The sequence below is a fragment of the Nocardiopsis sp. iso_40 genome, from assembly GCF_056173285.1.
In genome coordinates, this window is the sequence record NZ_CM149666.1 from 4753714 (window position 1) to 4765742 (window position 12029).

At 69.6% G+C, this 12029-nt stretch carries 8 protein-coding genes; 2 read left to right on the plus strand and 6 right to left on the minus strand.

Annotated features, from left to right (window positions below; all coding sequences use genetic code 11):
- Positions 1-50: 50 nt before the first annotated feature.
- From AC0VYD_RS20600 to AC0VYD_RS20620, 5 genes are all read right to left on the minus strand, one after another.
- Positions 51-1448, minus strand: a complete 1398-nt coding sequence (locus tag AC0VYD_RS20600; RefSeq protein WP_475477090.1) for an NAD-dependent malic enzyme — start codon at positions 1446-1448, stop codon at positions 51-53.
- A gap of 391 nt (positions 1449-1839) precedes the next feature.
- Positions 1840-2565 (minus strand): cytidylate kinase-like family protein, encoded by a 726-nt coding sequence (locus AC0VYD_RS20605; protein ID WP_475477091.1) that lies wholly within the window; start codon positions 2563-2565, stop codon positions 1840-1842.
- A 198-nt stretch (positions 2566-2763) separates the two neighbouring features.
- A complete protein-coding gene (locus AC0VYD_RS20610; RefSeq protein ID WP_475477092.1) occupies positions 2764-3711 on the minus strand; it encodes a co-chaperone YbbN in 948 nt (315 codons plus the stop codon).
- A 424-nt stretch (positions 3712-4135) separates the two neighbouring features.
- Positions 4136-5866 (minus strand): acyl-CoA mutase large subunit family protein, encoded by a 1731-nt coding sequence (locus tag AC0VYD_RS20615; RefSeq protein WP_475477093.1) that lies wholly within the window; start codon positions 5864-5866, stop codon positions 4136-4138.
- A 77-nt stretch (positions 5867-5943) separates the two neighbouring features.
- Positions 5944-6465, minus strand: a complete 522-nt coding sequence (locus AC0VYD_RS20620; RefSeq protein WP_475477094.1) for a MarR family winged helix-turn-helix transcriptional regulator — start codon at positions 6463-6465, stop codon at positions 5944-5946.
- Positions 6466-6928: 463 nt separating this feature from the next.
- Between AC0VYD_RS20620 and AC0VYD_RS20625 the strand changes: the two genes are divergently transcribed.
- Positions 6929-8881 (plus strand): glycosyl hydrolase family 18 protein, encoded by a 1953-nt coding sequence (locus AC0VYD_RS20625; RefSeq protein ID WP_475477095.1) that lies wholly within the window; start codon positions 6929-6931, stop codon positions 8879-8881.
- A 321-nt stretch (positions 8882-9202) separates the two neighbouring features.
- The gene (locus AC0VYD_RS20630; protein ID WP_475477096.1) at positions 9203-10873 is read left to right on the plus strand and encodes a glycosyl hydrolase family 18 protein; all 1671 of its coding nucleotides are present in this window, start codon (positions 9203-9205) and stop codon (positions 10871-10873) included.
- Between the two features lie 146 nt (positions 10874-11019).
- On the opposite strand, the gene meaB is transcribed toward AC0VYD_RS20630, so the two are convergent.
- The gene (gene meaB / locus AC0VYD_RS20635) at positions 11020-11979 is read right to left on the minus strand and encodes a methylmalonyl Co-A mutase-associated GTPase MeaB (RefSeq protein WP_452547366.1); all 960 of its coding nucleotides are present in this window, start codon (positions 11977-11979) and stop codon (positions 11020-11022) included.
- Between the last annotated feature and the right edge of the window lie 50 nt (positions 11980-12029).

The following is a 12029-nucleotide window of genomic DNA, read 5'->3' on the forward strand; positions in this document are numbered from 1 at the left end:
CCTACCCCGTTCCGGGGCCGGTGCCCGACCCCCCGCGCCTTCGCGGAGACCTACTCGGCCGATCCCCGCTGGGCCACCTCGCGAACGGCGGTGGCCACGTGGTTGGACAGCTCCGGGTGGAAGACGCTCGGGATGATGTAGTTCGGCCCCAGCTCGGCCTCGGTGACCACGTCGGCGAGTGCCACGGCGGCGGCGACCATCATGTCGGAGGTGACGTGGTGGCTCTGGGCGTCCAGCAGGCCGCGGAAGAAGCCGGGGAAGACCAGGACGTTGTTGATCTGGTTCGGGTAGTCGCTGCGGCCGGTGGCGACCACACCCGCGTGCAGGTGCGCGACCTCCGGGTCGACCTCCGGGTCCGGGTTGGCCAGCGCGAAGATGATCGAGTCCTCGTTCATCTGGGCGATGTCCTCGCCGCTGAGCAGGTTCGGGGCGGAGACGCCGATGAAGACGTCGGCTCCGGCCACCGACCCCTTGAGGTCCCCGCTGTAACCCTCGGGGTTGGTGTTCTCCGCGATCCAGCGCAGGCTGCTGTCCAGGTCCTCACGGCCCGTGTGCACGGCACCGTGGATGTCGCTGACGATGACGTCGCGCGCACCGGCGTGCATGAGCAGTTTGAGGATGGCGGTGCCGGCCGCGCCCGCGCCGGACATGGCGATGCGGACCTCGGACAGCTTCTTGTTGACCACGCGCAGGGCGTTGCGCAGGGCGGCGAGCACCACGATGGCGGTGCCGTGCTGGTCGTCGTGGAAGACGGGGATGTCCAGCAGTTCGCGCAGACGGGCCTCGACCTCGAAGCAGCGCGGGGCGGAGATGTCCTCCAGGTTGATGCCGCCGAAGCCGGGGGCGAGCAGCTGGACGGTGCGGACGATCTCGTCGACGTCCTGGGTGTCCAGGGCGATGGGCCACGCGTCGATGTCGGCGAAGCGTTTGAACAGGGCGGCTTTGCCCTCCATGACGGGCATGGCGGCCTCGGGGCCGATGTTGCCCAGGCCGAGGACGGCCGAGCCGTCCGTGACCACGGCGACGCTGTTGCGCTTGATGGTCAGGCGGCGGGCGTCGTCCTTGTTCGCCGCGATGGCCTGGGAGACGCGGGCCACGCCGGGGGTGTAGGCCATGGAGAGCTCGTCGCGGTTGCGCAGCGGCACCTTGGACTTCATCTCGATCTTGCCGCCGAGGTGCATGAGGAAGGTGCGGTCGCTGACCTTGTGGACCGCGACCCCCTCGATAGCGCCGAGGGCGTCAACGATGGCCTGGGCGTGCTCGGTGTCGCGGGCGGCGCAGGTGACGTCGATGCGGATGCGCTCATGCCCAGCGGCCGCCACGTCCAGGGCGGTGATCATGCCGCCGACCTGCTCCACCGCGTTGGTGAGGCTGCCGACAGCACTGCCTCCGGCGTCCAGTTCGAGACGGACGGTGATGGAGTACGAAACGCTGGGAAGGGTGGCCACGTATTGCTCCTTGGCTTTTGCTGATGTCATGCGTCCGCGGGGCACACCGGCGGCCCCTCCCGTGGACGTACGGGCCGACGTCGGGACTCTCCACCGGGGGTCGGGCGAACGGCCCTGCACTCCGTGGCCTGGCCCGGCGGGGCCTCGTCGGCGCCTGCGCGCCGTTCGGACCCGGGTCCGCGACGGTCACGCGTCCAGCCGCGGGACACCCGGTCATCGGGTGTTCCACGCGGACCTCGGCCATGGGCCGGGGGCTGTACACGAGAGCCCAAGACCGAGTCGCCTCACCTTACCCGAGTCAAGGGGGTAGCGTCAGCACAAGGCGACAATTAACGCATTCAGAAAAATTCGCATAAATTCATGCACTGTCAGAGGTGTCCGGCCGGTGAACTCACCCCGAGCCCTCGGCCCGGTCAGCCGCAGCGCGTACCACCACGTCGGCGCAGGCGTCGGTGGAGAGCGCGGTGGAGTCGATCACCAGGTGGTAGTGGCCGGGGTCCGCGGGGTCCGCACGGTAGAAGCGGCGCACGTAGGCGGCCCGGGCCCGGTCGTTGTCGTCCAGGAGCCGGGCGGTGGGCGGGGCGGGCCCCCAGCCGTGCCCGCCGCACTCCCGGCTGTCCCCCGCGTCCCAGAAGCTCAGGGCCCTGCGCAGGCGCGCCTGGCGGTCCCCGTCCAGCCGGACGTGGAGGGCGCCCGGGTGGTCGGCGAGGACCACCGCGGCGGCCCGCCCCAGGACCACGCCGCCGGTGCGCGCGACGTCCCGGATGACACGTTCGGTCTGCTCGACGAACTCGTGGTCGTAGAGGAGCCGCCCCTCCTCGTTCGTGGTGCCGATGAAGGCGGTGTCCACGCTGCCCAGAGTGACGGTGGGCAGGCGGGCAGCGCTGGCGAGGAGCCGTTCGAGACCGCCCGGGGCACGGTCGTCGCGCCGGAGCGCCTCATCGAGGGAGCAGCCGATCTCCGCGGCCACGGCGCTGGGGACCGCGCGGTCGAGGAAGGGGACGTTGAGCCGGGCGGCCACGGCGGGGCCGATCACGCTTCCTCCGGCCCCGAAGGTCGCCGAGATCGTGACCACGGGGTCACCGCCGTGCGCACGGGGGGCGTCGTTCGTCGACATGGGCACCTACCGGGTTCGCCGCGGGCCGGTGGACCGCTGTTGCGGATCTCCTACCCGGCGTCGGCGGCGCTACCCCCGCGATCTTCAAAACGGTAAATACGTGATGTTTTGCTACACACGAGGCCACTCAGTGAGCTTCGTGGATTTTCGTGAGAAAAGCCCCGGAACAACCCGTGCGGGTCGTTCCGGGGCTCGGGATCAGAACAGCGCCGAGGTGAGTTTGCGGCGGGCCGCGTTCACTCGGGGGTCGGCCGCGGGCAACAGGTCGAAGAGGGACAGCAGGTGTTCACGGACCCTGTCGCGGTCCTCGTCCGCGGTCTGCTTGACCGTCCGGATGAGCCGGTCGAAGGCCTCCTCGAAGTTGCCGCCGTACATGTCGATGTCGGCGACGGTGATCTGCGCGTCCACGTCCGTGGGGTCCTCGGCCGCGGCCTGGCGTACGGCGGGGCCGTCCACGTCCTGGAGGCGGCCGATCAGGCGGACCTGGGCGAGTTTGGCCTTGAGCTCGGGGTTCTTGGGGTCGGCCCCGAGAGCCTTCTCGAACACGGCCGCGGCGGCGTCGAAGTCGCCGCGCTCCAGGGCGGCCTGGGCTTCCGCGCCCACCGGGTCGGCCTCGGGCTCCGCCTCGGGTTCCTCCTCGGCCGTCTCGGAGGGGTCGCCGTCCACCGTGCCGGGGTGGCCGGGGGGCAGCATGCCCTGCTGGGCGAGGGCGGTGAAGACCTGGGTCAGGCCCTCACGCAGCTGCTCCTCGGTGGCCGGGCCCTGCATCAGGGGCATGACCTGCCCCTGGACCGCGATGATGATCGTGGGGGTCCCGGAGACCCGGAGCGCCTGCACCAGCTGCGGGCTGGCGTCGCCGTCGACCTTGGCCAGGAGCCAGTTGCCGCCGGAGCCCTTGGAGAGCTTGTCGAGGGCCGCCTCGACCTGCTTGGACTGCTCGGACCAGCTCGCCAGCACCGCCAGCACCACCGGGGCGGCCATCGACCGCTCCAGCACCTGCTGGAAGTTGGACTCGTCGACGTGGACGGAGTAGGGATTGGTTCGACCGGCCGACTCCTCGGCGCGCTGCTTGGCCTCACGCTCCAAGGCCGCCTTGCGCGCCCCGAGGTCAACCGCACTGTTCGGTGAAAAGTCCGAAGGCTGCATACTCCCTATCCTGCCGCATCCCGGGCAGGCTCGGAGACCACACGGAGATGACGCCCCGCTCACACCAGCCACAGGGGCACAACCGTCTCACTCACCCCGGCCGCAGCAGGAGCACCCCCTCACTCACCCCGGCGGCAGCAGGAGCACCCCCTCACTCGCCTCGTCCGAAGCAGAAGCTCAGCCCCAGCGGGCGTGCCTCCCCACCTCAGCCCCAGTGGGTGCCCCTGCCCGCTCACCTTCACCCCAGGGGGTGTTCTTTCGTTCGAGCGCCGGGGAGGGTTCTGCAGGAGGAGTCAAGCCGCCAGCGAGGAACGAGCCAGGCGTAGACGAGTCCGAAGAATCCCTCCGCAAAGGCGCCGAACACGGGCCGAAGCGAAGCGGAGGCCCAAAGCAAGCACGAAGCCCAGAACAAACACAGCCCCCATCAGAACTGCGGGTCCTCGGTGTAGGTGCCGAACTCCTCTCCCATCGCGGCGCAGATCTCGCCGAGGGTGGCCTCGGCCCGGGCGGCGTCCATGATGAGCGGGATGAGGTTGCCGTCGTCGGCGCGGACGCCTTCGAGGAGGCGGTCCAGGGCCTGGTCGACGGCGGCCTTGTCACGCGTGGAGCGCCGTTCGGCGAGGGCGCGCTTCTGTTCGCGCTCGACCTCGTGGCTGATCTTGAGGATGTCCAGTTCGCCGGAGACGGTGCTGGTGTGGCAGTTGACGCCGACGATGCGCTTGTCGCCCTTTTCCAGGGCCTGTTGGTACTGGAAGGCGGACTCGGCGATCTCGGAGCTGAAGTAGCCGTTGTCGATCCCGGCGAGGATACCGGAGGTCATCGGGCCGATCCTGTGTTCGGCTTCCTCTCCGCCGCCCATGCGCAGGATGTGCGCGAAGATCCGTTCGGCCTCGGCCTCGATCTCGTCCGTGAGGGCTTCCACGTACCAGGAGCCGCCGAGGGGGTCGGCGACGTTGACGACGCCGGTCTCCTCCATGAGGACCTGCTGGGTGCGCAGGGCGATCTCGGCGGACTGCTCGGTGGGCAGTGCCAGGGTCTCGTCCAGGGCGTTGGTGTGCAGCGAGTTGGTGCCGCCGAGCACCGCGGACAGTGCTTCCACGGCGGTGCGCACCACGTTGTTGTAGGGCTGCTGGGCGGTGAGGGAGACCCCCGCGGTCTGGGTGTGGAACCGCAGCCACTGGGCCTTCTCCGTCGTGGCCCCGTAGGTGTCGCGGATCCAGCGGGCCCAGATGCGCCGGGCCGCGCGGAACTTGGCGATCTCCTCGAAGAAGTCGATGTGGGCGTCGAAGAAGAAGGACAGCCCGGGTGCGAAGCGGTCGATGTCCAGGCCTCTGGACAGGCCGAGCTCGACGTAGCCGAACCCGTCGGCCAGGGTGTAGGCCAGTTCCTGCGCGGCCGTGGCGCCGGCTTCCCGGATGTGGTAGCCGGAGACCGAGAGGGGTTTGAAGGCGGGGATGTGCTCCGCGCAGTACTCCATCAGGTCGCCGATGAGGCGCAGGTGGGGCTCGGGCGGGTACAGCCACTCCTTCTGGGCGATGTACTCCTTGAAGATGTCGGTCTGGAGCGTGCCGTTGAGCGTGCCGATGTCCACGCCCTGCCGTTCGGCGGCGACGAGGTACATGCAGAAGGCCGGGATGGCCGGGCCGCTGATGGTCATGGACGTGGTGGTCTCACCGAGGGGGATGCCCTCGAAGAGCAGGTCCATGTCGGCGACCGAGTCGATCGCGACGCCGCAGTGGCCGACCTCGCCGAGGGCGTGCTCGGAGTCGGAGTCGTGTCCCATGAGCGTGGGCATGTCGAAGGCCACGGAGAGTCCGCCGCCGCCCTGGGCCAGGATCATCTTGTAGCGCTCGTTGGTCTGACGGGCGTTGCCGAAGCCGGCGAACTGGCGGATGGTCCAGGCGCGACCGCGGTAGCCGGTGGGGTGGAGGCCGCGGGTGTAGGGGTATTCGCCGGGCCAGCCGATCCGTTCGAAGCCGGGGACCTCGGCGTCCGGTGCGGGCCCGTAGACGGGTTCGAGCGTGCGCCCGGACAGGGAGGTGAAGTCGGCGTCGCGTTTGCGGGCGGAGTCGTAGCGGCGCTGCCAGCGGTCGCGTCCCGCTTCGATCTCCTGGGCCCCGGCGTCGTTGGTGGGGTCGCCTGTGGTGTTCGACATACCAAGATAGTAGGACGTCCAACTAAATATGTACAGAAGAGGCACCCGTGGCGCTGACGCGGCCGGAAAGGCCGGGGTCAGCCGCGCTCCGCCGCCTCGGCGGCCGGAACCGGGAAGTCACCGAAGTCCACCCTGAGCCGGGTGAACATCTCGTGCATGCGCCAGAGTTCCTCGTCGGAGTAGCAGCCCAGGCCGAAGTCCATGCCCAGGAGCGCCTGGGTGGCCTCCTCGGTGACCTCGCGCCCGGCGTCGGTGATCTCCGCCAGCACGCCGCGGCCGTCGCTCGGGTTGGGACGGCGGAGCACCAGGCCCTGCCCCTCCAACCGGTCGATGGTGTTGGTGACGCTGGTGGGGTGCACCATCAGGCGCTCACCGATCTTGCCCAACGGCAGTGAGCCGGAGGAGCTGAAGGTGAGCAGGACCAGCGCCTCGTACCGGGCGAAGGTCAGACCGAACGGCTTGAGGGCACCGTCCAGTTCGCCGATGAGGATCTGCTGTGCGCGCATGAGCGAGGTGACCGCCGCCATGGCGGGCGAGGCACCCCATCTCTGACTCCAGTTGTCGTGAGCGCGCTCGATCGGGTCGAACGGAAGGTTCAAAGGGTTTCCCACGCCGTCACTCTAGTCGCGAACCACCACCCCGAACCCGCGCCCTTCGAGAGCCGTGCGGCAAGCACCCCAGCCGACGCCCGAGGCGCTTCACTAGCACACCTAGGTCATGTGGGCAAGATTTCACCTTGGCCACAAGGGGACATTTAAGGCACTCGGTACCGGTCCAGCTCCCCAACTCGGAAAACCCGCTTCACCCACGGACCGGAGGAGCCCGACCCCGGAAAAGGCGAAGAAAAGCAGCGAGCTTTCGTTGACTCGCGGGGAAACTATTAGTTAAGTTTCCTAAAAATTAGTTCCCCCACTTCAGAGACGATATGGCCCGCTCACCACCGTCCTTGAACCCGAACTCAGAGCCGACGCCTCCCTACTCCGCAAGGACTCACGCCGCAACCCGGAGCACCCGCTCCCTCCGCGGTCGTCCCGCAACCACCCCCCGACTGGAGCCCCCTCCGTGAGAGCACGCCATCTGAGAAACCGGATCGCCGCGCTGGTCACAGCGCTGCTGATCGCCCCCCTCGTCCTGATCCCGACACCGGTGGCCGCAGCACCCGGCGACGTGACCGTCACCTACGTCGAGACGTCCCGGTGGGACAGCGGCTACGGCGGACAGATCACCATCCAGAACGAGACCGCCAGCGAACTCACCGACTGGACGGTCAGCTTCGACACCCCCTCCGGTGTCCAGATCACCAGCCTGTGGAACGCCGTCCACACCTCGAGCGGCAGCACCCACACCCTCACGCCGCCGTCCTGGGGCGCCCCCGTCCCCGCGAACGGTTCGTACCAGATCGGCTTCAACGGCACCCACGGCGGCGGTGACACCACCCCGGCCAACTGCACGGTGAACGGCGCCCCCTGCTCCGGGGGCAGCACCGAACCCGACTCGGAAGCGCCATCCGTCCCCGGCGGCCTGACCGTCGGCGAGATCACCTCGAACACCGTCGCCCTGTCCTGGGACGCGGCCACGGACAACGTCGCGGTCGCCGGCTACGAGATCGTCTCCGGCGGCCAGGTCGTGCGCTCGGTCGGCACCGACACCCTGACGGCCACGGTCGGCGGCCTGGAGCCCCTGACCCAGTACGACTTCACGGTCCGGGCGTTCGACACGTCCAACAACCGCGGCGGGGAAAGCGCGGCGGTCACCGCCACCACGTTGGAGGGGGGCGGCACCACGCCCACCGGCGAGCGCCGCGTCGCCTACTTCACCCAGTGGGGCATCTACGACCGCGGCTACCTGGTCCGCAACCTGGAGACCTCCGGCACCGCCGCGGACCTCACCCACATCAACTACGCGTTCGGCAACATCAACGCCAACGGCGAGTGCTTCATGGCCAACCAGCTGGGCCAGGGCGACGCCTGGGCCGACTACGGCCGCTCGTTCCGCGCCGACGAGAGCGTGGACGGCGTCGCCGACACCTGGAACCAGGACCTGCGCGGCAACTTCAACCAGCTGAGGAAGCTCAAGGAGATGTACCCGGACCTGAAGGTCAACATCTCCCTCGGCGGCTGGACCTGGTCCGAGCACTTCTCCGACGCGGCTCTCACCCCCGAGTCGCGCCAGCGCATGGTCAGCTCCTGCGTGGACCAGTTCCTGCGCGGCAACCTGCCCCTGTTCGACGGCGCGGGCGGCCCGGGCGCGGCGGCCGGCGTCTTCGACGGTATCGACCTCGACTGGGAGTGGCCCGGCTCCGCGGGGCACGAGCACAACACGATCCGGCCCGAGGACCGGGAGAACTTCACCGCCCTGGTCCAGGAGTTCCGGGACCAGCTCGACGCCCTGGGTACCGAGACGGGCCGGTCCTACGAACTGACCGCGTTCCTGCCGGCCGACCCGGAGAAGATCGAACTGGGCTTCGAGATGAACCAGTTGATGCCCAACTTCGACTTCGTCACGGTTCAGGGCTACGACTACCACGGAGGCTGGGAGAACACCACGGCGCACCAGTCCAACACGGTGTTCGACACGAACGATCCGAGCCCCCGGCAGTTCTCCAGCGAGATCGCCGTCCAGGAGTACGTCAGCCGAGGCGTCGACCCCGCGGACATGGTCCTCGGCCTGCCCTTCTACAGCCGCGGCTGGACGGGCGTCGACCCCGGCCCGAACGGGGACGGTCTCTTCCAGAGTGCGACGGGACCGGCTCCGGGCACCTATGAGCAGGGCATCGACGACTGGAAGGTCATCAAGGACCTGCCCGGCTTCACGCTGCACCGGGATGACGCCCGGGGTACGGCCTGGCTCTACGACGGCAACACCTTCTGGACCTACGACGACGAGATCGCGCTGACCCAGAAGACCGACTGGGCGCAGGCCCAGGGCCTCGGCGGGGTCATGATCTGGTCGATCGACGGCGACGACGCGAACGGCAGCCTGATGAACGCCGTGGACACCGCCCTCAACCAGTAACCCTTCCGCACCACCAACCGCATGAGAAGTAGGAGCCCCGGCTGACCCAGCCGGGGCTCTTACCTTGCCGAAAACTGTCGTGTCAAGGCTTTCCCGTGGCCACAAGGGGACAGCCCCGGCCGTGACCCGCTGGTCCGGCCCGTCAACTCGACAGGTCCGCCCCGGAAGCGTTCACCGCCCCCGGAATCCGGCGCGGGAACGCGGAAACCCCCCGATAGGCGTTGACGGCGCCCGTAATTATTAGTTAAGTTTCCTAAAAATTTATCCCCCCACGTCAGGGCCGCGTACTCGGGCCCTCGACCCCTCAGGAGAACTCGCGACGTGAGCTCACGACGACTCAGAAACCGGCTGGCGGTGCTGGCCGCCGCCGCGCTGGTGGCCCCGCTCGCCCTGTTCGTGTCCCCGGCGACCGCCGAGGAGGCCGACGCCGCCGACCTCACGGTGACCTACGTGGAGTCGGCCCGCTGGAACACCGGCTACACCGGCGAGATCACCGTCCACAACGCCTCCGGGGCCGACCTCACCGACTGGACCCTCGAATTCGACCTCCCCGAGGGCAGCCGGATCCACGAACTGTGGAACGCCGCCCTGGAGGGATCCGCCGAGGACGGCTACACCGTGACCCCGCCGGGCTGGGGCGCCGTGGTCCCCGCGGGCGGCACCTACGAGTTCGGGTTCAACGGCGTCCACACCGACGGCAACAGCCACCTCCTCGACTGCACCGTCAACAGCTCCCCCTGCGCCGGTGAGCCCGACGAGGGCCCGCAGCACGGGGACCTCAGCGTCGCCTACTTCACCCAGTGGGGCGCCCAGGAGCGCGACTACCACGTCCGCGACCTCGTCGACTCGGGCAGCGCCGAGAAGCTCACGCACATCAACTACGCGTTCGGCAACGTCGGCTCCGACGGCGAGTGCTTCATGACCAACGAGCCCGACCAGGGCGACGCCCGCGCCGACTACGGCCGGGCCGTTCCCGCCTCGGAGAGCGTCGACGGCGCCGCCGACGGCCCGGACCAGCCCCTGCGCGGCAACTTCAACCAGCTCCGCAAACTGAAGGAGCGGTACCCGAACCTGGCCGTCAGCGTCTCGCTGGGCGGCTGGAACTGGTCACGGCACTTCTCCGACGCCGCGCTCACCCCCGAGTCCCGCGAGCGCATGGTCTCCTCCTGCATCGACCTGTACCTGCGCGGGAACCTGCCCGTCATCGACGGCGCGGGTGGCGAGGGCGTGGCCTACGGCGTCTTCGACGGCATCGACCTGGACTGGGAGTGGCCCGCCACCAGCGGCAACCCGCACAACGTCGTCCGTCCCGAGGACCGGGAGAACTTCACCGCCCTGGTCCGGGAGTTCCGCGAGCAGCTCGACGAGCTCGGCGAGGAGACCGGCCGCCACTTCGAGCTCAGCTCGTTCATGCCCGCCGGCCCCTGGCGCATCGACACCGGCTACGAGCTGGACGAGATCATGCCAGACCTCGACTTCATCACCGTCCAGGGGTACGACTACCACGGCACCTGGGAGGACAGCACCAACCACCAGTCCAACCTGGCCGCGGACCCGCGTGACCCGGGCGCCGTGATCTCCACCGAGACGACCGTGCAGGCCTACCTCGACCGCGGCGTCGACCCCCGCAAGGTCGTCCTGGGCGTGCCCTTCTACGGCCAGGGCTGGACCGGTGTGGAGCCCGGCCCCGAAGGCGACGGACTCTTCCAGCCCGCTGCGGGGCCGGCTTCCGGCACCTACGCCGACGGCACCGAGGAGTACCGGAACCTGAAGGAGCTGACCGGCTTCGACCTGTACCGCGACGACGACCTCGGCACGGCCTGGCTCTACGACGGCGAGACCTTCTGGACCTACGACGACGAGACCGCCATGACCCAGAAGACCGACTGGGTGACCGGCAACGGCCTCGGCGGGGTCATGATCTGGTCGATCGACGGCGACGACGCGAACGGCAGCCTGATGAACGCCATCGACGCGGCGCTCGGCGGCTAGGGCCACAGACCCCCGCCCGGGCTCCGGCCCGGTCGGGAACCGACGGCGCCGGTGCTCTGATCCGGGGAGCACCGCCGCCAGGGCCGGGGCGGACCGACGTGCGACGGTTCCGCCCCGGCCACCCCTTTCCACGGGTACCGCGCCGTTCAGGCGTCCGGGTCCGCGCCCAGTTCCCGCAGCAGGAGGTCGGCCGCGGCGTAGGGGTCGCGCTCACCCGCGGCGACCTCGCGGGCCAACCCGTCCAGGCCGCTGTCGGCACCCACCCCGCCCATCCGGGCGCGCAGCAGGTCGAGCACGATCGCCTGCACCTCGTCGCGGGCACGCGCTCGGCGCCGCTCTCCGAGCTCGCCGGACTTCTCCAGGTGGGCGAAGTGCTCCTCGACCCGGTCCCAGAGCTCGCCGACCCCCTCGTCCCGGGCGGCGACCGTCATCACGATCGGCGGCTTCCACTCCTCGTCGGTGCGGTCCTTCATCGCGATCATCTGGCGCAGTTCGCGCAGGGTCACCTTGGCGCCGTCCCGGTCGGCCTTGTTCACCGCGAACACGTCGGCGACCTCCAGCACACCGGCCTTGGCCGCCTGTACCGAGTCGCCCATGCCCGGCGCGCACAGCACGACGGTGGTGTCCGCCTGCCCGGCGATCTCCACCTCCGCCTGGCCCACACCGACCGTTTCCACGAGGATCACGTCGAACCCGGCGGCGTCCAGCACCCGCAGCGCGTGCGGAGTCGCCCACGACAGGCCGCCCAGGTGCCCGCGGTTGGCCATGGACCTGATGTACACGCCCGGGTCGGTGGCGTGCTCCTGCATCCGTACCCGGTCACCGAGCAGGGCACCGCCGGTGAAGGGCGAGGAGGGGTCCACCGCCAGGACCGCGACCGAGAGCCCCCGGGCCCGCACCGCGCGCACCACGGCGTTCGTGGTGGTGGACTTGCCCACCCCCGGGGAACCGGTGAACCCGACCACCCGGGCCCGGCCGGTGTGGGGCGCCAGCCCCGCCATGATCTCGCGCAGTTCGGCGGCACCGTTCTCGACCAGGGTGATCGCACGGGCCAGCGCCCTGCGGTCACCCCCGCGAACCCGTTCGACCAACTGGGGGGCTTTCATGCGACTCCTCGATTTTGACGAGCAGATAGAGACAGGGCGGGGGCTTGTGG